General features: G+C 43.9%; 22 protein-coding genes and 1 tRNA gene. 7 read left to right on the top strand and 16 right to left on the bottom strand.

Annotated features, from left to right (window positions below):
* Window positions 1–12: 12 nt before the first annotated feature.
* Complete coding sequence (locus BMX69_RS12500) at window positions 13–1,155, top strand: M20/M25/M40 family metallo-hydrolase (protein ID WP_242941251.1); 1,143 nt, start codon at window positions 13–15, stop codon at window positions 1,153–1,155.
* A gap of 11 nt (window positions 1,156–1,166) precedes the next feature.
* Here the strand turns inward: BMX69_RS12500 and BMX69_RS12495 are convergent, their stop codons facing one another.
* The 14 genes from BMX69_RS12495 to BMX69_RS12430 form a co-directional block, all read right to left on the bottom strand.
* Complete coding sequence (locus tag BMX69_RS12495; protein WP_100042512.1) at window positions 1,167–1,880, bottom strand: acylneuraminate cytidylyltransferase family protein; 714 nt, start codon at window positions 1,878–1,880, stop codon at window positions 1,167–1,169.
* Window positions 1,880–3,043 (bottom strand): UDP-N-acetylglucosamine 2-epimerase, encoded by a 1,164-nt coding sequence (gene neuC / locus BMX69_RS12490; RefSeq protein WP_100042511.1) that lies wholly within the window; start codon window positions 3,041–3,043, stop codon window positions 1,880–1,882. Before neuC ends, BMX69_RS12495 begins: the two co-directional genes overlap by 1 nt.
* A complete protein-coding gene (gene neuB / locus BMX69_RS12485) occupies window positions 3,040–4,035 on the bottom strand; it encodes an N-acetylneuraminate synthase (protein WP_100042510.1) in 996 nt (331 codons plus the stop codon). The genes neuC and neuB overlap by 4 nt, the downstream gene beginning before the upstream one ends.
* Window positions 4,028–4,675 (bottom strand): acetyltransferase, encoded by a 648-nt coding sequence (locus BMX69_RS12480; protein WP_100042509.1) that lies wholly within the window; start codon window positions 4,673–4,675, stop codon window positions 4,028–4,030. The genes neuB and BMX69_RS12480 overlap by 8 nt, the downstream gene beginning before the upstream one ends.
* Window positions 4,672–5,718, bottom strand: coding sequence for a nucleotidyltransferase family protein (locus tag BMX69_RS12475; protein WP_100042508.1), 1,047 nt, complete (start codon window positions 5,716–5,718; stop codon window positions 4,672–4,674). The genes BMX69_RS12480 and BMX69_RS12475 overlap by 4 nt, the downstream gene beginning before the upstream one ends.
* Window positions 5,719–5,739: 21 nt before the next feature.
* Window positions 5,740–6,888: a LegC family aminotransferase gene (locus BMX69_RS12470; protein ID WP_100042507.1), complete on the bottom strand. Its 1,149-nt coding sequence runs from the start codon at window positions 6,886–6,888 to the stop codon at window positions 5,740–5,742.
* A gap of 27 nt (window positions 6,889–6,915) precedes the next feature.
* Window positions 6,916–7,896, bottom strand: a complete 981-nt coding sequence (locus tag BMX69_RS12465; protein WP_054790860.1) for an NAD-dependent 4,6-dehydratase LegB — start codon at window positions 7,894–7,896, stop codon at window positions 6,916–6,918.
* Window positions 7,897–7,906: 10 nt separating this feature from the next.
* The gene (locus BMX69_RS12460; protein ID WP_054790859.1) at window positions 7,907–8,170 is read right to left on the bottom strand and encodes a hypothetical protein; all 264 of its coding nucleotides are present in this window, start codon (window positions 8,168–8,170) and stop codon (window positions 7,907–7,909) included.
* A gap of 13 nt (window positions 8,171–8,183) precedes the next feature.
* Window positions 8,184–8,483, bottom strand: coding sequence for a hypothetical protein (locus BMX69_RS12455; RefSeq protein ID WP_100042506.1), 300 nt, complete (start codon window positions 8,481–8,483; stop codon window positions 8,184–8,186).
* A 20-nt stretch (window positions 8,484–8,503) separates the two neighbouring features.
* Entirely contained in the window at window positions 8,504–8,806 is a 303-nt protein-coding gene (locus tag BMX69_RS12450) for a carboxypeptidase-like regulatory domain-containing protein (protein WP_054790858.1), read from the bottom strand.
* On the bottom strand, window positions 8,763–9,011 hold the full coding sequence (locus tag BMX69_RS12445) for a hypothetical protein (RefSeq protein WP_025234258.1): 249 nt from the start codon (window positions 9,009–9,011) through the stop codon (window positions 8,763–8,765). The genes BMX69_RS12450 and BMX69_RS12445 overlap by 44 nt, the downstream gene beginning before the upstream one ends.
* A gap of 20 nt (window positions 9,012–9,031) precedes the next feature.
* Window positions 9,032–10,762, bottom strand: a complete 1,731-nt coding sequence (locus tag BMX69_RS12440) for a motility associated factor glycosyltransferase family protein (protein WP_100042505.1) — start codon at window positions 10,760–10,762, stop codon at window positions 9,032–9,034.
* A 35-nt stretch (window positions 10,763–10,797) separates the two neighbouring features.
* On the bottom strand, window positions 10,798–11,091 hold the full coding sequence (locus BMX69_RS12435; protein WP_100042504.1) for a peptidase associated/transthyretin-like domain-containing protein: 294 nt from the start codon (window positions 11,089–11,091) through the stop codon (window positions 10,798–10,800).
* Window positions 11,092–11,254: 163 nt separating this feature from the next.
* On the bottom strand, window positions 11,255–11,539 hold the full coding sequence (locus BMX69_RS12430) for a hypothetical protein (RefSeq protein WP_100042503.1): 285 nt from the start codon (window positions 11,537–11,539) through the stop codon (window positions 11,255–11,257).
* Between the two features lie 304 nt (window positions 11,540–11,843).
* Between BMX69_RS12430 and BMX69_RS12425 the strand changes: the two genes are divergently transcribed.
* From BMX69_RS12425 to BMX69_RS12415, 3 genes are all read left to right on the top strand, one after another.
* Entirely contained in the window at window positions 11,844–13,826 is a 1,983-nt protein-coding gene (locus BMX69_RS12425) for a methyl-accepting chemotaxis protein (RefSeq protein ID WP_100042502.1), read from the top strand.
* The gene (locus tag BMX69_RS12420) at window positions 13,823–14,275 is read left to right on the top strand and encodes an FMN-binding protein (RefSeq protein ID WP_100042501.1); all 453 of its coding nucleotides are present in this window, start codon (window positions 13,823–13,825) and stop codon (window positions 14,273–14,275) included. The genes BMX69_RS12425 and BMX69_RS12420 overlap by 4 nt, the downstream gene beginning before the upstream one ends.
* A 404-nt stretch (window positions 14,276–14,679) precedes the next feature.
* Window positions 14,680–15,267 carry a DUF3793 family protein gene (locus BMX69_RS12415; RefSeq protein ID WP_242941250.1) on the top strand — a complete coding sequence of 196 codons (588 nt, stop codon included), beginning with the start codon at window positions 14,680–14,682 and terminating at the stop codon, window positions 15,265–15,267.
* Between the two features lie 64 nt (window positions 15,268–15,331).
* On the opposite strand, the gene BMX69_RS12410 is transcribed toward BMX69_RS12415, so the two are convergent.
* A tRNA-Glu gene (locus BMX69_RS12410) sits at window positions 15,332–15,403 on the bottom strand.
* Between the two features lie 150 nt (window positions 15,404–15,553).
* Here BMX69_RS12410 and BMX69_RS12405 point away from each other — a divergent pair.
* Window positions 15,554–16,624 carry an acyltransferase gene (locus BMX69_RS12405; RefSeq protein ID WP_100042500.1) on the top strand — a complete coding sequence of 357 codons (1,071 nt, stop codon included), beginning with the start codon at window positions 15,554–15,556 and terminating at the stop codon, window positions 16,622–16,624.
* Between the two features lies 1 nt (window position 16,625).
* On the top strand, window positions 16,626–16,808 hold the full coding sequence (locus BMX69_RS12400) for a DUF6472 family protein (RefSeq protein ID WP_054790852.1): 183 nt from the start codon (window positions 16,626–16,628) through the stop codon (window positions 16,806–16,808).
* 207 nt (window positions 16,809–17,015) lie between these two features.
* Here BMX69_RS12400 and BMX69_RS12395 read toward each other — a convergent pair whose 3' ends face one another.
* Window positions 17,016–18,476, bottom strand: a complete 1,461-nt coding sequence (locus tag BMX69_RS12395; protein WP_100042499.1) for a nicotinate phosphoribosyltransferase — start codon at window positions 18,474–18,476, stop codon at window positions 17,016–17,018.
* A gap of 868 nt (window positions 18,477–19,344) precedes the next feature.
* Between BMX69_RS12395 and BMX69_RS24130 the strand changes: the two genes are divergently transcribed.
* Window positions 19,345–19,518, top strand: a complete 174-nt coding sequence (locus BMX69_RS24130) for a hypothetical protein (RefSeq protein WP_157724412.1) — start codon at window positions 19,345–19,347, stop codon at window positions 19,516–19,518.
* Window positions 19,519–19,584: the final 66 nt, after the last annotated feature.

Genomic DNA, 19,584 nt, shown 5'->3' with positions numbered 1-19,584 from the left:
GCAGGTGGCGATATGATTCAAAGAAGCAGGCTGGTCAGCCAATTTAAAAAAATGGTGGAATTCGATTCCGAAACTTATCAGGAAAGGGAAATTGCGGACTATTTAACAGGCGAATTAAAACAGCTTGGATTTGAGGTACGGGAAGATGATGCCGGTCACCGGCTGAAAGAGAAGCTGCCGGAATATGGAACCGCTGCTCCCACAGGAAATCTTTACGGATATTTAAAGGGAACCACAGATTCTGCCCCCATTTTGCTGTCGGCCCATATGGATACGGTAAAGCCTGGGAAGGGGAAACGCGCAGTCCAGGATGAGAAGGGGAAGATTACCTCGGAAGGGGATACGGTGCTTGGTGCCGACGACCTTTCCGGAATCGCCGCCATATTGGAGGCAGTCCGGGTGGTTAAGGAAAACAACCTCCCACATGGAGATATTGAGGTCCTGTTTCCGGTAGCAGAAGAGAACTACGGAAAAGGAAGCCAGCTGATTGATTATTCCAAAATAAAGTCAAAACAGGCTTATGTATTTGATTTAAGCGGAGAGATTGGCCTGGCCGCAACCGCTGCACCCACCCTACTTTCCTTTGCAATCAAGGTGAAGGGCAAAAATGCCCATGCAGGCTTTTGTCCACAGCTTGGGATCAATGCCATTGAAATCGCAGCTCATGCCATTTCCCAGTTAAAGCAGGGCTGGGTAGACGATGAAACAACTGTAAACATTGGAAAAATAAGCGGTGGAAAGCAAACCAACATTGTTTCTGACGAATGCATTGTATCAGGGGAGATCCGGAGTTTAAAGGATCATAAGGCTCTGGCTGAATGGAACAGGCTGAAGGAGATCTTTGAAGGGAATGCGGCAGGATATGGCGGAAGCCTGGAGATCACTGTGGAAAAGCAGATCGAAGCCTATGAAATAAGTGACAGTGAAGAAGTGGTAGAACGGTTCAAGCGCGTCTGCCGGTCCCTTGGCTTAAAAGGCACCATTCAGTATACTCTGGGCGGCAGTGATAATAACCACTTTGTCAGGGGCGGGATTCGGGGGATCGTAGTGGCCTGCGGAATGAATGAGGTCCATACGCCTGATGAATTTACAACGGAAGATGCGCTTGAAAAAAGTGCCCTCCTGGCCCTGGGGCTGATTGCGGAAGGCAATTGACGGGATTCCTGTCAGAACGGGTTTGATAAGTTTTTGTCAATGAGAAGCAATTCTGCTATTTTCAGCTGGAAATCATCATCGATGTCAATGGAATCAAAGGCGTTCATCAAATAGGGCAGGGTTTTGCCCTCATAAAAGCTTCTATGCTTCATAAAATAACTGGTCAGAGCCAGGTAAATAGCCCCGTTAATTCTGTATTCCGGCGGCACATCCTGCCTTCTGACCTGTTTTTTATCCGAAAATAAGGCTTTCACTCTTCCTTCCTCCGTAAGCTCAACAGTTAAATAGGAGTGGGAGTCTGACTTGCGGATACTGACGACAGAATCGGCATCATTCTCTAGGAGGATATCAGCGCTTTTCATTATATGTATTTCGTTTCTTAAAGGAGAGGTGGGCTGTAAAAGCATAAAGCAATCAAACGCTTTTCCAAGCTGCCTCAGCCCATTGATGACATGCAGTATGACATCGTTGGAGGAAGCCTGATCCGCAGCCAGTTCCTTTGGGCGTAGAAAGGGTACGCTGGCCCCGAACCGCTCTGCGATTTCCGCATATTTTACAGAGTCAGTCGATACCACGATATCATCGAAAATTCCGGAACGTTTACAGGCTTCCACCGTATATGCCATCAGGGGTTTGTGGTTGATTTCCCGGATGTTTTTATCAATGATCCCTTTTGAGCCGCTCCTGGCAGGTATGATCGCCAAAAAAGTCTTATTTCTATACATTACAGCCTCCATTCCACATCATAAAAATGTTTTTCCAGATGAATTCCCTTTTTAAGCGTCTGCTTAATGATCGAGACGATCTGTCTGCTGGTGTCCTGGCCTTCGTAAGGGTTTGGCACTTTTTCTTTATACCGGTCAAAGGCCAGGGCTTTTCGGACCGCAGCCACGATTTCGTTTACGGAAGAGCCGCAGCTTATGACAGAGGCAGGTGCTATCCTTCCAGCCTGCCTGTTTCCGATATTCACGGAGGGTACCTTAAAAAAAGGCGCTTCCAGGATTCCGCTGGAAGAATTTCCGATCACAGCCTGGCAGCAGTTCATCAGGCTTAAGTAATTCTGGCTGCCAAGGGATGGAAACACTGCCGACGTGTCAGGATTCCTGCTTGCGTAAGCATCGATTAATTCGTTGATCCGGTTCCCACCGGTGTCGGAATTGCTTTTTGTAAAGACAACAAATAAGTCCGGAAAATGCAAAAGCGCATCTTCCAGGGGTTTAAATTGAGCCGAAGGGCTCTCCTGATCCAACGTGGCAGGGTGTAAGGTGACAAGAGCAATGGGCGGGGCCAGTGAGATCCTTAACTTTTCCTCCAATTCCTGTCTGGTTAATAGCTTCATGGTCTTTATGTTCTCAATACCAAGAGCTCCGACCCAATGGACCCTGTCAGGAGCTTCCCCTAGTTGTATGACCCTTTTCCGGTATTCCATTGTGCTGGTGAAATGAAGATAGCTCATCTTACTGATGGCATGCCTCATGGAGTCGTCGTATGCACCCCTTGTTATTTCCCCGCCGTGTATATGGGCAATGGGAATGTTGCAGATGACGGCAGCGCTTGCTGCAGCAAAGATTTCATACCGGTCCCCAAGAAGCAGAACCATATCCGGTTTTAACCGATGGTAAGCTTCGGATAAGCTGATCATTTCCAGCCCCATGGATTTGCAAATTCCAAGGGAGGAATCTGAGGCTAAGTTCATCTCTATTTTTTCATCGATCGTTATGCCGCAGTTTTCCATGTCTTCGCAGCCATGCCCATATCTGGTATCCAGATGGCTTCCGGTGGCAATGATCTGCAGTTTAAAATCCGGGTCTTGTCTGACACGGTCTAACACCGGCTTTAATAAGCCGAATTCCGCCCGGTTTCCGGTCACTACGCATAATTTGATCATTGGTCAATCCTTTCATCTTTCCGATAATCTCTTTGAGCGGCTGTTCCCAACAGGCTGGGGATCTTCATGGGAGATACCCCATATGCGCAGCGTTTTGCGCACAGGTTTTGAAGGGTAAAGGCTTCTCCCTTTTTGATTTCCCTGGAAGCCACCAGGTATTTTCTCACATAATCCCTGTTCTTTTGTTCCGCCTTGGTAGGCTTTTTGACCCCATCACCCAGGGCGGCTTCAATATTTCTGATACTGTCCACCATTTGTTGGAATTCATCTGGCTCCAGGCTTGCCTTATGATCCGGACCGGGCATGGTTTTATCCAGGGTCATATGCTTTTCAATGACACAGGCGCCAAGGGCTGCTGCGGCAATGGCGACTTCGATTCCCGGCGTATGGTCGGAATACCCCACCCGCTTCTGGAACTTGTGCTTTAACGAATTCATGGCATTTAAATTCACATCCTCCATCAGAGTAGGATAGGAGCTGGAGCAGTGGAGCAGTATAATTTCCTGTCCGCCTTCCTCCAGGATTTCCAGGGCTTCCCCTACCTCTTCCTCTGTGGACATACCCGTGGACAGAATGACTGGCTTCTTTAATGCAGCTATTTTTTTCAGATAGCCATAATTTGTGATCTCTCCGGAGGGAATCTTTATGAGATCAACCCCAAGCCGGTCAAGAAAAAGAAGGCTTTCCTCATCAAAAGGAGAGGACAGGAACCGAATGTTCCGGAAAGAACAGTACTGAAACAGCTCTTCAAACTCCTGCCAGGATAGTTCCAGGTTTTTTAACATTTCGTATTGTGACATGGTCTGACCGGTATTTTCAATCTGGTAGTCCGCTTTCCTCGCATCCGGAACCGCAAGATGCTCAGCCCGAAAGGTCTGGAATTTGATGGCGTCTGCTCCTATGACACTTGCGGCATCCACCAGTTGTTTGGCAATCTTTAAGTCGCCGTTATGGTTTACTCCTGCTTCGGCGATGATCATAACGTTACTCATGGTAAGCTACCTCCTTTGCCGGACTTCCATAAGCCAGCATATTTGATGATATATTTTTTAATACAAGACTCCCGGCGCCGATTATGGTGTCATTCCCTATGGTAACGCCTTGTATGATGGTGGAATGGGATCCGATATGGGAATTGGCCCTGACCAGGACATTTCCGCATAAGACGCTTCCGGGTGCGATATGGACAAAGTCATCAATCCTGCAGCCATGTTCAACGATGGCTCCCGTATTAATGATCGTTCCATTTCCTACGGTAACATTGGAATTAATAAGGACCCCCTTACCGATAAAGTTCCCTTCCCCGATTTTAAGAGTTTCGGAAAGGATGGAGCTTTTATCCAGGATATTGGGTAATTCATAGCCTATTTTCTTGCACTGCTCGTATAGCGTCCGCCTTGGTCCCGGATTTCCAATGCTTCCTACGGAGATCACCGCATTCTTAATTCCCCGGTTAAACCAGCCGGCTAAATCCTCATCACTTCCTATGATCTTTATGCCCAGGACCTCTGTACCCGCTTTTTTGCTGCGGTCCAGAATGCCGGTGATCTTATATTTTTCCAGTCCTCTGATGGTATCGATGATGCTTTCCGCATGACCGCCTCCGCCGATCAGAATCAGTTCCTCTTTCATAATTTCATTCTCTCGGCCATTTTTTTCATTTCGCTGAATTCCCCCATATCCAGCCAGGCGCTGTCCATGACCGGATAGGCGCCTACCTGCTCCCCGTTTTTTAAGCATTTGCGGATCAAATCTGTCATATCAAAATACTGGTCCTGAGGGATGTATTTTAAGATTTCCTCCTCTAATACATAAAGACCGGTACTCACTAACAGCTCATATCTGGGCTTTTCGTTTAAGGCATCAACGGATCCGTTTTCGCCTAAGGTAACCACCCCATAGGGAATCTCATAGCTCTTCATGGCTGTAACAACTGTGATCTTGTTTTTATGGGTATTGTGATAAATAAGAAGCTTGGTGTAATTGACATCAACTAAAATGTCGCAGTTGCTTACAAGAAAACTTCCCTTTATATTCTTTTTGACCAGGTTTAAGGACCCGGCTGTTCCTAAGGGATCAGCCTCTTCAATCAGGTGGAGATGATAGCGATGGTCATCGTTAAAATAGGCTTTTATAAGCTCTTTTTTATAGTTTATGGTAAGATAGAATTCATAAAACCCATATTCCATCATCTGATTCATAATCCGTTCTACAATGGGGGTATCGCCGATTGGAATCAGAGGCTTTGGAATGATCTTTGTATAGGGATATAGCCGGGAACCCCTGCCTCCTGCCATGATGACTGCCGGTGTCTGGGTTTTCTTTTGGCAGCCCGGATTATGATCGTTCAGCTCATTCCAAAACAGGATATCGGTGACCTCATTGTTATCATTTACCAGGGGCAGCCCTTCGATTTGCTTTTCTTTCATGATCTCCAGCGCCAGATGGCTTTTCTCTTTTTTTATAACAACAGGGGCAGTATTCATGATCAGGCGTACCGGCATGGAAATATCCTTATTCTTTAATATCCACCGCCTGATATCCCCGTCTGTGAGAACACCGGCCAGCTTATTATTTTCTTCAACAACAAGGATTTTTCTTGCTGTCTGGTCCAATTGTCTGATTGCCTCCCGAATAGAAACATCCGGTGCAATAATAAATTTACGAACTTCCATGCCTATCCCTCTTTCAGACTGCTAAATATAGCTCAATGCTTGAATAACATAATCCATATCCTTTTTTAAAAGACTGGTGCTGCAGGGAATATTGATGACCCGGTTCCAGTAAAACGGAGCCTTTTCGATATAATACGCCTGACAGTTTTCATACATCTTCTGGGTATGGGCGAGCTGCCAGATAGGCCTTGTTTCAATATCCTTTTCCTTTAGCTGCTTTATGACTCCATTCCGGTCCATTCTGTCGTTTTTTATGAACAGGGAATAAAACCACCGGTTGTTTCTCGCCTTCTGGTTAAACTTAAGCAGCTCAAAGTTTTCCATTGATGTTATGGCATTGTCGTAGTACTCATAATTGTTTTCCTTGATCCGGATAAAGTCCTCCAGGCATTCCAGCTGGCCGACTCCAAGGGCTGCCTGTAAGTTGGTCATGCGGTAGTTATAGCCCACTTCATTGTGAGTATAATGGAAGGGATCATCTTTTGCCTGGGCAGCAAGATACTTGGCTTTTTCCAGGGACCTGCCATCCTTTGCGGTCAGCAGCCCTCCTCCGCCTGTGGTGATGATCTTATTGCCGTTAAAGGAATAGGCTCCGAAATCGCCTATGGTTCCTGCAAAATGTCCATGGTACGTTCCCTGATTGTAGCAGGTCCCCAATGCTTCCGCAGCATCTTCGATCAGCTTAAGCCCATATTGTCCGGTCAATGCTTTCAGCCGTTCCATATCCGCCATGTTTCCAAAAACATGGACAACGACGACCGCCGTGATGATCCGGTTTGAACTCTTATTGATCAGCCCGGAAGAGGTTATGACGCATTCCTTTTTCAAAAAATCCTCAAGCTTGTCACAATCTATATTCAGAGAGTCATCACAATCCATAAAAACAGGGACAGCACCTATGTAGGCAGCTGGATTGACTGAGGCAATAAAGGTAAGGGTTGGGACGATCACTTCCTGTCCCGGTTTCACACCGGATAAGAGCATGGCTAAATGGATCGCGGCAGTTCCGCTTTGAACGGCCGCCGCGCCGGAGACATTTAAATAAGAAGCCATGCCCAGTTCCAATCTTGCCACATAGCTGCCTGCTGTTGATATCCAGCCGCTGTCAAGGGCATCTAATATATATTTTTTTTCGTTCCCCGTTAGATTGGGAACCGATAAAGGTATCATATTTGTTCCTCCGCTCCTGATCTGGTTCTAAAGGTTATAGATGCCGGTCTTATACTTATCCTTGTTTTTCTCCATCCAGTCAATGGTTTTTTTTAGGCCAAGGGAAAGAGAGTATTCCTGGTTCCAGGCTGTAAGCTCTTTTAATTTTTTATTTGATCCAAGAAGCCTGTTTACCTCACTTTTTTCAGGGCGCATCCGTTCCGGTTCGCAGACGATCCTGGCCTGGGGATTGATCTGGCGGATCAGTTCCGAAGCAAGTTCGCCGATGGAGATTTCCGTTTGGCTTGCAATGTTGATTTCTTCGCCAATGGTTTTTTCTGATTCTTCTATTTCAATAAAACCGTTTACAGTATCTTTTACATAATTAAAATCCCTGGTGGGAGTCAGACTGCCAAGGCGTATCTCTTTGGTCCCAGTCAGCAGCTGGCTGATGATGGACGGTATTACAGCCCTTGCAGACTGCCTGGGGCCATAAGTGTTAAATGGCCTGACAATGGATACCGGAAGAGAAAAGCTTCTGTAAAAGGCTTCTGCCAGACGGTCGGCTCCGATTTTTGTAGCGGAATAGGGCGATTGTCCCTGAAAGGGATGGGATTCGTCAATCGGAACATATTTGGCGCTGCCATAGACCTCAGAAGTAGAGGTGATGAGTACCTTATCCGTACCAAGGCTTCTTGCGGCCTGGAGAACATTTAACGTTCCCTTTATATTGGTATCCACATAGGAATCAGGAGAGTGATAGCTAAAGGGGATTGCGATTAAAGCGGCCAGATGAAAGACCGATTCTATCCCTGTCATGGCGTTCCTTACGCCGTTTGGATCCCGGATATCCCCGGGGTGTATCTCGATTTCCTTCTTTATTTCATCAGGAAGAGAATCCAGCCATCCCCAGGTATTGAAGGAATTATAAAAGGTAAACGCTCTTACATCGTATCCCCGTTCAACAAGTGTTTCTGTTAAATGACTGCCTATAAATCCATCCGCTCCAGTAACCAGAACCTTTTTCATGTCTCCTCCCTTACCTGTGATGGTTATCGAAAACCTTTATTTTATAACTGCTCATTTTATCTGAAATAGAAAAGCAGAATTCTCCCTGATTGTTGGTCAGACCATGCTCAAGATAGGTTCCTTCATATTTTTGTTCCTGTACTTCTTCGTTGTATACGGGGACAAGCTTTTCTAAGATAACAATGGCACCTTTAACCGGACAGGAATCTTTATAACGGACCCTCCCTTTTATTAATATACCTTCCATATGATATTCATGATTAATCTGTTCCATAATGCAACCCCGCCTAAGTGGTTAAAAGTGGTTCGAAAATATCCAGCTGGTAACAGGCAAATTTGTCTTTTTCCACGGCTATGGCAAACTCTCCAGACTCGTTGGTGATCACATAGCCTTCGCTCACCCTCTGGTCATCCCCGGTAATTTTGCTGACCCGGATGACCGCGCCTTCTAAGGCCTCATGGCGTGAATTATAAATAGTGCCTGTTAACAAAACCTTATCTGATTTTTCAATGGTAATGGTTGTTTTTAAAATGTCACGGTTCTTAAAATGCTTTGGTGATAAGATGATCTCTGTATAACCGCTCAATGGGCTTCCTCCTTTCTGCATCAGAGAAGGGGAGCATAGACCGCTAATTCATACTTCATATTGGTCTTTGCTTTCATCGAGAATAAATAATACCCATTCTCATCCGTCAAGGTATAACCCAGCAGGCTACTGGTGTTATCCCTGCAGTCGATCTGGGTGATCCGGACCGCAGCTCCTGCACAAGGCTTCTGGTTCTCACTGTATACGGTCCCATTGATGACCTGGAATTTCTGTTTTTCTAAGTGGATGTCAAAATGATATTCCGGGTGGGATTGGAGTTTAGCTCCGTTTATTTTTAAAGAAGACTTTTTGAAGCAGTTCATATAACCTCTTATGCCTCCCTTCGCTTTCCGGGGGTTCCGTAATGCTGCGGGTATATACGGTTACATTTAATTCCTGCCTATCCTTCGTATCCTCAGCATTAATAATGTTTCCCGCCTGTTCCTTCCCATTGACGATCATCTTATTTACTTCCACCTCTTTGTATTTTATATCATTGATTTCTTTACTCCTGCCTTCCATTTCCATAGCCTTATCCCCTTTTTTTATTAAACTATATGCGGTTCATAGAATTCTGTTACCGTTTCCAAAATGGTTCCCTTTACTTCTTCAAGCATTTCTTTCATTTTTTCAAAATATATCTTAAAAGCTCTTGCCTGATGCTGCAGATCAGATGTCAGCTTCTCATAATCCATAGCAGACATGTTAAACGTTCTTTCCTTCATTTCATAAACGAATTCGCTGAAATATCCTCCTAAATATCCGGTGTCAGCAGCATTTTCAAAATCACTTACAATCTTTAGAATATATAAGATCCGCTGCAGGTCAATATCCGTTTCTTCCATATTGAGCAGAGATTTTGTCTGGTCTTCAGAGCATATGATTTCACATAACTCCAGGCCCTGGCTTGCCTTTATCCGGTATTCTTCGATGAAGCAAAGAAGGGAGTCTATGGTCTTCCTGCTGTCTAGCTGGATCTCCTGGTTTGGGAGGCAATTCTTTTTTTGCCTTCCGGAAGTTTCTTCCTTAAATACTTCCGACAGCTCCTTATGGGGTGCGCCTTTTATATCCGCTCCATAAGAACAATTGATAAACCGTATTCGTTTCTGGTCTTTATAAATAGCAATATAATGTTCCAGCCTTCTTCTGTAATGATCCAGGGTGATGGTCGTCCCGACCGGATTGCCGTATACATCCTTTACAATGGTTGTGGCCCCATAGAGGAGGCTCTTATCATAATCAAAGACTGCGCTGTCTGCATGATGTTTATTATAAGTATAAGCGAGATCCTGGCCCAAAAATATGATGGGAGAGCAGCCCATCATGTTTGCAATATCAATACAGGCGTGGGCGACCGAACCTCCGCAGTACACACCCTGGTATTGTTCAAAGCCCTTCACTGTTTGAGAAAGCAGGAGCGAAATAAAGATTTTATCTCCCTTATAATTTCCCACCAGATATCGGTTGCTGTATTCATAAAAAGCAAGGGGAACTTCTAAGTCCAGGCAGTTCTTCATCATATCAAAGTTTGCATCAACCGGATCTACGGATACGATCATATCCGGAAGGATCCCATTTTTCGTTAAAGCCTCAGCAGTCCTGCTTCCGGTAATGATAAAATACTGGTCTAACTGATCCTTATGATTGAGCATATCCCTGATGTTTGAATCCAGGGAAGGGCCTCCGGAGACCACAAGTGCGGGAACATTGAGATTGGTGGACCGGTAGTGGTGAATGGGAGTGCTCTGATTTAAAACCTTCATATTTGCAGTCATGTTTTGTATGAAAATTTTTTTAAACCGTTTTGCAAGCTCCACCTGGGAAGCCGCGTTGATGATGGTCCAATCCAGATGTTCAATCAAACGGTCGTATTCTTCCTTATAAACACCGGAATAGTTGCCGAATGCGTGAAAGTAAATATTATTGATATTTTTAAAATGAATGGTATTGTCAAAAATTTGTCTTACCTGATTTTCCTCAAACGGAACAAGGCTAATATTGTCTGCTAATTTGGAATCGAATTTTTTGCAGATCACAGGGTTTGGTTCAAAAATGATCACCCTGTTTTTGGCACACAGCAATTTTTTTAGATCTTGAAGATATTCTCCCGTATCAATTCCGAATAAAAAGATCAGGGAATCAAATTTTAAATCCTCTAATGTATATAATAACTGATTGATTTCTTTTCTGTATTCCAACTGGTCTGCCAGAAAATAGAACTTCTTATTTTTCTTTATCCGATATACGTGATATCCATCCATTGTTTTATATTTTTTCATGATAATCTCCGTGTTGACTGGCTTTTTATTCCCGTTTAAACGGGTGAATAAGCAATTAATTTGTATTGCTTTTCACTAATCCTTGGAAGTGATATTCCATAAGTACCATCTTGAAGTGTAAAGGTTACACCTAAGGTTTTTTCCTCAGAAGGGATATGGGAATCATCCACGAGAAGTATTTCAACCGCAGCGTTTGGCAGCGGCTTTCCAGTTGGACTGTATACGGTTCCCGTGATTAATATAAACGCGTTATTTGATAAGGTAATATCTGCTGTCACGATTCCGGAACAAATGATCTGACAGCCTGTGAAAGTTATTTTTTGCTGCAATTTTCCCCCTCCTTTGTTATAAAATAATGCTACTTTAAAGAAAGGCGCCTCAAAGGTTCCTTTCCATCCCATACATGCCAGATATTCTGATATTAGCTTGAATTCGTTCGTATTTGGTGAGCGTGATGTTGGATTTTAACCTTTGAAGCGCCTTTTTTAAATGTTAGTGAGCATAGAACTTAAATATCAGCCTTACCCCGGCTCTGCAGGTAATGCCGTAGATGGCATTTGCATCAGTAAATGTTTCCCGGCTTGGAGCAGCAGTGGTAGGATTTGTACTTTCCCATACCGCTACAGCACCGCTTCTTAGGATTGTATTACTGAATAATGCAGAACCTCTTACTAAAAGTAAACCCCAGCTTGTTGTAGAAAGATTAGCAGGAACCAGTACTCCTGAAATAGCAGAAGCAGCTGAGATTGTTTTCGCGATTGGTTTATAGTTGGCCATAAGGTTGCCCCCTTTTAACAAATTGTAGAAATACGTATTTCTTATATATAGTATGTCCCCAGCTGCAGGAAGTGACTGTCAGGGGGGAGCAGGGGAAAAGGAAGATCAGGACTTTAGAAAGCAATAAAACATAAGAGAAACAATTACCAGTTTTCACATCTAATTTAAGATTTTTTTATTACTAATGAGACAATTTTTCCCAACAAAGGTTTTTATTTCCTAAAAACTATTGTCTTTTATTTTAAATCGGTTATATTACTTTATATGTTATAAATTAATTTTGTAACGATACAAAGGAGGATTTATGAATTTAAAAGGAATTCGGCGGAAGATCATCTTAAATACATTGATTGTCACCATCATTATTTCTGTGGTTACAACCATTGTATTGTCCGTATCCGCCATGTCTCTGACCAATCTCACATTGATGGAAACCCTCATGCCTTTTGCTAAAACTGCTTCAAAAAGCATTGAAAGCAGTCTGCATATCATGGCAGACCGTATATTTATGATTGGGGAAAATCATGAACTGACATCAGAGGAAGCGACACTTGAGGAAAAACACCAGGTTCTTGACAAGGCCACATCTGGAATAGAATTTGTATGGCTGGCTCTATACACCCGGGAAGGCAGACTGTATACGGGCAACGGAAACAGCCCTTCTGATATTTCAGGAGGAGATTTATTCAAAAAGATGCAGGAAACTCAAAATCTTGTGATCGGGGATACTTCTGTCGGGGAAAATGGACTTGAAGTATCTGTGGGAATGCCCATAACCACAGAAAAGAATAACACCTTTTATCTGGTTGGAAGTTATAAGTATGACATGCTTGATGATGTGATCAGCAGTATACATATTGGCTACAGCGGCCACGCTTTTGTTATGAACGAAAGCGGCCAGGTGGTCGCTTACCCTGATACAGATTTAATTAAGAGCGGAGAGAATGTATATTCTCTTTATAAGGATAATGGAAAGCTCCTGGAAGTATTTGATGCAATGAAATCAGGAAGGATCGGATCCGCTTCTGTGTCCTTAGATGGGAAGGATACTCTTGTGGTCTATGCACCTGTACGAGGAGCTAACTGGTATTTAGCCATCATAACGCCAAAATCAGACTTTACGAATATCGTAAACACTGCCGTTATGATCAATATAGGCATTACCATAACCCTTACCCTGCTTGCAATTTTATTTATAGCCCGGTTTGCAGGAAAAATCTCAAAGTCTTTGAGAAGTGTAACAGAGCGGATACAGAAGCTGGCTCAAGGAGATTTGACAAGCCCTGTGGAAGTGATGATGACAAACGATGAGGCCCAGACCCTTTCCAATTCGCTGAAAGAAACCATAGAACAGGTGAGCGGATACATTTCCCAGCTTCAAAATGCCCTGGAACGGCTTTCCGCCGGCAATTTAGACGTCAGCGTCAGCGATCAGTTTGCAGGAGATTTTGTGGTTATGAAAGATTCCATTCATAATATTACGGATTTCTTAAACCTGTTGATCAATGATCTTCAGCGGTCGGCTGAAACCCTGAACCATGCTGCCCAGGAGGTATCCCAAAGCGCCCTCCTTATGAATGAATCTTCCGGCCATCAGTCCATGTCCATTGACCGGCTCGTGGAGGAGACAGACTCCATCTCAAAAGACATTGTCATTGTGGATGAGCATGCAAGAACCGCCCGTGAACTTATGGAGCAGTCCATGGAAAAGCTGTCAATGGGCGATGAACATATGGAGAATACCCTTCAGGCAATGGAGAATATCAGCCATAATGCGGCCGAAATAACAAAAATCACAAAATTCCTGGAAGAAATAGCATTCCAGACAAACCTTCTGGCCCTGAATGCAAGCGTTGAAGCCGCCCATGCAGGTGAAGCAGGAAAAGGGTTTGCCGTAGTGGCAAATGAAATCCGTGATCTTGCTGAAAAAAGTGCGGAATCTTCAAAGCGTACTGCCGAGATGATCGTACATTCCCAACAGGCGATTGAAGAGGGGGTCAGGTATGCCGATCTTACCGCTCATTTTTTAAATGAGCTGACGGATATCTCCAAGCAGACCTATGAGATAACAGAAGACCTGGCAAAACTTGTGGGAAATGAGAAATTAAGCCTTGAGAATGCGTCTCTTGACATCTCCCAGATATCCCGGCACGCCCGCCAAAACCTTGAATCAAGCAGCGCTGTGGCTTCTTTAAGCGGGGATCTGGCACAACAGGCTCAAAGTCTTGAAGAAATGTCCGGGCGTTTCCGTCTTCGTTCCGGTTCCGAAAGGAGGGATGGACAATGATTCAAAGAAAACGCTTTATCATGGTCTTCCTTGTTCTTATGACTATGCTTTCCATAAGCGGCTGTAAAAAAGAGGAAAGCAGGCTTGAGGATGGCTTTTACACGGTAGAAATGTCGGATTACATCAATGGCTGGAAGGAATTTGTTACCATCCGGGTCAGCGGCAGTAAAATCGTTACGGTTGAGTACAATGCTAAAAATTCAAGCGGATTCATCAAATCCTGGGACATTCCCTATATGCGCAATATGCTCGATAAAAAAGGGACATACCCAAACCGCTATACTCGCACATATGCAGCTGATTTCCTGGCAGCACAAAGCAACAAGGGTATCGATGCTGTAAGCGGTGCCTCTGTTTCGGGAGGTAATTTCCAAAAAATGGCCTCTCTTTTGATGGAAAAGGCAAGAAAGGGAGACGACTCTCTCGGTATCGTAGAAACTAATCAATAGATGAACGGAGAGACCGGCATTATTTTCAAATAAAAAGGACCGCCGCCCATAGATGATTACTCATCGATGTGGCAGCGGTCCTTTTACTGTATGTGATATAAAAGCATCGGAAATAGATGGCAGCGATTCCGGCTCTTATTATTAGGTTGAGCCGGCAAAGAGGCCTTTCAGAGCGACTCTGCCGACTTAGTAAAAACATATATGTAAGCGCTCTGACCGCTTTCTTTTGCTTTTATGTTTATAGTATTATCATACAGGAGAATTGTGAAGGAAATTTGACCAGGTTCTAAAGAAAGTATGAAAGAAATGAAGAAATTCTGACAAAAATTGGAAATGTATCCAAGCCGATGCTGCTTATACTATTCATAACAGAGAAATCCCTGTTATGGGATGTTCCGTAAAGCATGAAAACAGGCGGAGGTATGGATATGCTGCTGGAAAGGAATCTAATTGAATATTGTTCCCCCACACTGGCCTCCATTAAGACGGCAAACTTATTCAGCCATCCCTTTTCCTCGGAGATGGACTTGGAAAGCCAGCTCTCCCTCTTAAACGGCCAACTGGGAGAGAAGGGAATATCCTTGCTTTTGTTATGCAGGCGCGGGAATAAGGCACTAATCTATGTCTACCGGAAAGCCCATTTGAAGGCTGATTTAAGCCGGCCGGAAGTGGGGAAGTTTCTGCAGGCCTACGGCTATGAGCATATGGAAGTGGAGGCAGCTTTAAAAAGGCTTAAGGAAAGGCTGAATCAGGAAGGGGAATTTCCTCATGAGATCGGGGTCTTTCTCGGCTATCCCCTGGGGGATGTGGTGGGATTTATCCAAAACGGAGGAAAGAACTGCAAATGCACCGGATGCTGGAAAGTGTATTCCGATGAGTGTGAGGCGGTGAAATTATTTGCCAGATACAAAAAGTGCAGGAGAATGTATGTGAACCAGTGGCAGAATGGCAGGTCCATCTGGCAGCTCACAGTAGCATCTTCCGGAAAATAGAGAGAAAAGAAAATCGGGCAAGAGGCTAATCAATGAATGATTAGTCCCTTACCCGATTTTTTTATGACCTATCCGAGAATCGAACTCGGGTTTCCGCCGTGAGAGGGCGGCGTCTTGACCGCTTGACCAATAGGCCGTTTTATGTATGTCATCTCTGACAACTTCATTATGATACCATAGGAATTTCTGTTTGTCTACTCTTTTTTTAATAAAATAAAAAATTTGTCAAAATCGGATTTTCTATGCTATACTTTTCTAAACCCAGAGAAAGCAGGGAGGAAGAGATATGGGGCTTACAAAGCGGGAAGTGAAATACGATTATTTAAGGACTCTTGCGGTCTTTGCCATCATTATGGTTCATGCGGTTCCGGCAGAGACGCTGAATTTTAAGCAGTGGCTGTTTTCAGCAGCTCTTTCGCCGGTGCTTTTGGCGTTTGTAGGGATTTATTTTATGCTTAGCGGCCTTTTCCTTTTAAAATCCGGAACAGAAGATATTCCGGGATTTTACTGGAGCCGGTTTCAGACAATTGTTCTTCCCTTTGTATGTTACAGCGGGATTTATTACTGGTATTTTGATATTTATCTGGGAGTTGAGCCCCTTCGGTGGCAGGAACATCTGGCAGCTTTTGGAAAGGGACTTTTTACAGGAACCATTCCCATGACGCCCCATCTGTGGTTTATGTATGTAATTATGGCGCTGTATCTTTGCGCGCCTTTTTTGGCCCGTATGATGAAGGCCATGAGCGACAGGGAATTAAAACTGTTTCTTGCACTTATGGTGGTTATCCAGGGAATCTGCACCTATCTTCCGGCTTTGGGCCTGGATGTGGGAGAGGGCTTTCAATATATGATATTTAAAGGCTGGCTCATCTATTTTGTCCTGGGATATGCATTAAAGCGCCTGTACGGCGGCGGCAGCTACCTTCCCTTTGCGGTTATGGGAATCGCCGGCTTTTGCATCACCATGGTTCAAAAATGTATTACGCCATCCTTTACACCGGGAATACACGACTTAGCCCCTACGATGATAGCAATGGCTGCAGCTATTTTTCTGCTATTTGAACGTTTCGGGGACATCAAGTCGCCTGCCTTTGCAAAGATTGTTGGCTGCATAAGCAGGTACAGCTATTCCATCTATTTAATTCATTATCTGGTTCTGGGACAGGCAGCCAGAGGGCTGGTGGAAAAGACGTTCTTAAGACATTATTACGTACCCAGAATCGTTTGTGAGACGATCCTTACGTTTTTGATCTCCCTGGCAGCTGCCTGGATCATTGACGGGACCGTTGGAAGGCTGCTGAAAAAAGCAGTGGGTGCGGTTTATGATAGTAGGAAAAAAGGTATGAGGAGAGATTAAGATGGACCAGAAAACGGGTTGTGAATATTGTGTACACTATGATTATAATGAAGAATACGAATGCTATGAGTGTGAGATCAATCTGGATGAGGATGAGATGATACAATTTCTAAGCAATTCTTTTCAACGCTGTCCTCATTTTAAATTCGGGGATGAATATTCGGTTGTGAGGAAACAGATGTAAGAAGATATGTAAAAAGAAGCCTTAAAAAGGGAGGAGCCGGTATCCCATGGAGGAATACCGGCAATTATGAAAAAAATTTTTATCTCAAAGTATGTTGGCAACATCTTTTTCTGATGTTTTCAGTATATCGATTAAATATGAAGAAAATTTGACCAGGCTGTAAAAAGATTATGACCAGACTGTGAACAATGGACAGACCCGATCAGATCAGTCTCTGAAATGATAGCTTTCTAACAGCTGATTCTTCATATGCCAAAGCTCATTGGATAAGTCTACATGAACCTCGTGAGGATTTACCAGACGGCGGGATTCATCCCAAAGGGTATCCAGTTCCTTTTTACAGTAGGATTGGATGTCCATAACGGCAGGAGTTTCATAAATGCATTTCCCGTCTTTAAATATCTGGACCAGAAGATCCCTGATGGTATAGCTGTTGGGAGCCAGGTGTGTTTTCTTCCATGTTTCAATGGGGTCGAAGAGGAGCAGGGAGTGGTTTTCTTTAAAGATTTCCCCTTCCAGGCAGATTAAGTCCGCAATGATCTTACCGGTCTCCCGGCTGTAAATACGTTTGATGGCCTTGTTTCCGGGATTGGTGATCTTTTCCGCATTTTCGGAAAGCTTGATCTTGGGGATAAACTGGCCGGTCTTTTTATCCATAATCGCCGCCAGCTTGTACACGCCGCCAAAGGAAGGGCTGTCCTTGGAGGTGATCAAATTGGTTCCAACACCCCAGGAGTTTATGGTAGCTCCCTGGATCTTTAAGCTGTTGATCAGAGTCTCGTCAAGGTCATTGGAGGCGGAGATCACTGCATCTGTAAATCCGGCCTCATCAAGCATCTTCTTGGCCTTTTTGGAAAGGTATGCCAAGTCTCCGCTGTCTAAACGGATTCCATAGGTAGTAAAAGGAATTCCGGCTTCCCGCATTTCCTTAAATACTTTGATGGCATTGGGAACACCGGATTTTAACGTATCATAGGTGTCCACCAGAAGAATGCATGCAGTAGGATAAAGCTTTGCATAGTTGCGGAATGCGGTCAGTTCATCAGGAAAGCTCATGATCCAGCTGTGGGCATGGGTTCCTCTCACCGGAACGTGAAACATTTTTCCTGCAAGTACATTAGAGGTACCGATGCAGCCTGCGATCATGGCAGCTCTGGCACCGTAAATTCCGGCATCAGGACCTTGTGCGCGGCGCAGTCCGAATTCCATGACCCCGTCTCCGGCGGCAGCGAATACGACACGGGCCGCTTTTGTGGCAATTAAGCTCTGGTGGTTAATGATGTTAAGCAAAGCGGTTTCAATCAGCTGGGCCTCCATAATGGGGGCAATGACTTTAACTAATGGTTCGCGAGGGAATATGACAGTGCCCTCTGGAATGGCGTAGATGTCGCCGGAAAATTTAAAATGATGGAGATATTCCAGAAAATCTTCTTCAAACAGTCCGGTGGATCTTAAATAATCCACATCCTCCTGATCAAAATGTAGCTCGTTTACATATTCAATGACCTGTTCCAAGCCTGCGCAGATCGCGTACCCGTTGCCTCCCGGATTGCTGCGGTAGAATACATCGAATATAACGGTCTCGTTGGCATCTTTCTCTTTAAAATATCCCTGCATCATGGTCAATTCATAAAGGTCTGTTAATAAAGTTAAATTGCGCTGGCTCATAGCTGTTCTCCTTTTTTTTCCTTTTACTAAACCTTTTCGCACATTATACCATAAGTTTACAAAAAAACAATGGAATTGACAAAAATTTAACAATGAAATTAACGCCGCAAATATCACGCAAGTATTCGTGAATGATTAAATAATCTAAATAAAACAATACAATTTGAAAATTAATAATTAACTTATTATTTTAATCAAAAAAGTCTTGCAAAATACAGAGAGATAGGATATAATAAAGCCATAAACAAAAGAAAATAATTTCAAATCCGACGTTCTAATTTATTTCGGAGAATGACAGAGAAAAGGAGGTTGATTCCCCCGAAAACATAAGTTTCGCCTGAATCGGCAAAGGGCTATTTCAGGCAAAAGGAAAAACCGTTAAACCTTAGCAGAGAACCGTGGCTGAAGCCGGAATGAAAATCTACCAATCTCTTTATATGCCTATAATTCGTTATAACTGCAGAGAAATATTCATCCGATCGGTAATTTTGTTCGTCCCGATTGAATTTTTATTCGGTAGCTGGATAACAATATAGAAGAATGAAAATAGCAATGCCGAAAATTTAGATTGTAGATGGTTTTGTGCGAAAGGAACGGGAAAAAATTCATATAGAGCATCCAGAGAACGCAATGCAAAAAACAAAACGTGAGAGGTAATTAGGAACCAATGGATGAAAGCATGTAGAACGGGTATCGAATTTCATGAAAATGAGTCGGTACCCGTTCCCCTTTATACCTTCCGGACGCCGGCTGAAAATCAAAATAGCCTTGACATTTCTTTTTTTACTCCCTATAATTAAAAAATACGGTAATATTAGTATTATCACATCATAATAGAAAGAAAAACTTTGATGGAGACAGTAGGACCATGGGAAATCCAAAGAGAGCCGGGGAGGGTGGAAGCCTGGCGAAAGTAGCATGGGTTCGAATATCACTCCGGAGTTTCCGGCTGAAGGCATCGGCGGTAGGTCAGGACGTATTTTCTGCGTTAAGGGAAAGCATATGCTGGTATGCGGTAATAGGTGGTACAACGGAGATATAGTGAGGCTTTCGTCCTGATTACGGGATGGGAGCTTTTTTTATATATGGAGAAATGGAGGTTGCTAAA

It is taken from the genome of Lacrimispora sphenoides JCM 1415 (genome assembly GCF_900105615.1).
Classification (GTDB): domain Bacteria; phylum Bacillota; class Clostridia; order Lachnospirales; family Lachnospiraceae; genus Lacrimispora; species Lacrimispora sphenoides.
Note: the sequence above shows the minus strand (reverse complement) of the source record. Positions and strands in the feature narration are given on the sequence as shown.

Excerpts from the sequence above, each read along its gene's own strand:
- BMX69_RS12500 (WP_242941251.1), top strand. The coding sequence starts at position 13 with ATGATTCAAAGAAGCAGGCTGGTCAGCCAATTTAAAAAAATGGTGGAA.
- BMX69_RS12495 (WP_100042512.1), bottom strand. The coding sequence starts at position 1,880 with ATGTATAGAAATAAGACTTTTTTGGCGATCATACCTGCCAGGAGCGGC.
- neuC (WP_100042511.1), bottom strand. The coding sequence starts at position 3,043 with ATGATCAAATTATGCGTAGTGACCGGAAACCGGGCGGAATTCGGCTTA.
- neuB (WP_100042510.1), bottom strand. The coding sequence starts at position 4,035 with ATGAGTAACGTTATGATCATCGCCGAAGCAGGAGTAAACCATAACGGC.
- BMX69_RS12480 (WP_100042509.1), bottom strand. The coding sequence starts at position 4,675 with ATGAAAGAGGAACTGATTCTGATCGGCGGAGGCGGTCATGCGGAAAGC.
- BMX69_RS12475 (WP_100042508.1), bottom strand. The coding sequence starts at position 5,718 with ATGGAAGTTCGTAAATTTATTATTGCACCGGATGTTTCTATTCGGGAG.
- BMX69_RS12470 (WP_100042507.1), bottom strand. The coding sequence starts at position 6,888 with ATGATACCTTTATCGGTTCCCAATCTAACGGGGAACGAAAAAAAATAT.
- BMX69_RS12465 (WP_054790860.1), bottom strand. The coding sequence starts at position 7,896 with ATGAAAAAGGTTCTGGTTACTGGAGCGGATGGATTTATAGGCAGTCAT.
- BMX69_RS12460 (WP_054790859.1), bottom strand. The coding sequence starts at position 8,170 with ATGGAACAGATTAATCATGAATATCATATGGAAGGTATATTAATAAAA.
- BMX69_RS12450 (WP_054790858.1), bottom strand. The coding sequence starts at position 8,806 with ATGAACTGCTTCAAAAAGTCTTCTTTAAAAATAAACGGAGCTAAACTC.
- BMX69_RS12445 (WP_025234258.1), bottom strand. The coding sequence starts at position 9,011 with ATGGAAATGGAAGGCAGGAGTAAAGAAATCAATGATATAAAATACAAA.
- BMX69_RS12440 (WP_100042505.1), bottom strand. The coding sequence starts at position 10,762 with ATGAAAAAATATAAAACAATGGATGGATATCACGTATATCGGATAAAG.
- BMX69_RS12430 (WP_100042503.1), bottom strand. The coding sequence starts at position 11,539 with ATGGCCAACTATAAACCAATCGCGAAAACAATCTCAGCTGCTTCTGCT.
- BMX69_RS12425 (WP_100042502.1), top strand. The coding sequence starts at position 11,844 with ATGAATTTAAAAGGAATTCGGCGGAAGATCATCTTAAATACATTGATT.
- BMX69_RS12420 (WP_100042501.1), top strand. The coding sequence starts at position 13,823 with ATGATTCAAAGAAAACGCTTTATCATGGTCTTCCTTGTTCTTATGACT.
- BMX69_RS12415 (WP_242941250.1), top strand. The coding sequence starts at position 14,680 with ATGAAAACAGGCGGAGGTATGGATATGCTGCTGGAAAGGAATCTAATT.
- BMX69_RS12405 (WP_100042500.1), top strand. The coding sequence starts at position 15,554 with ATGGGGCTTACAAAGCGGGAAGTGAAATACGATTATTTAAGGACTCTT.
- BMX69_RS12400 (WP_054790852.1), top strand. The coding sequence starts at position 16,626 with ATGGACCAGAAAACGGGTTGTGAATATTGTGTACACTATGATTATAAT.
- BMX69_RS12395 (WP_100042499.1), bottom strand. The coding sequence starts at position 18,476 with ATGAGCCAGCGCAATTTAACTTTATTAACAGACCTTTATGAATTGACC.
- BMX69_RS24130 (WP_157724412.1), top strand. The coding sequence starts at position 19,345 with ATGGGAAATCCAAAGAGAGCCGGGGAGGGTGGAAGCCTGGCGAAAGTA.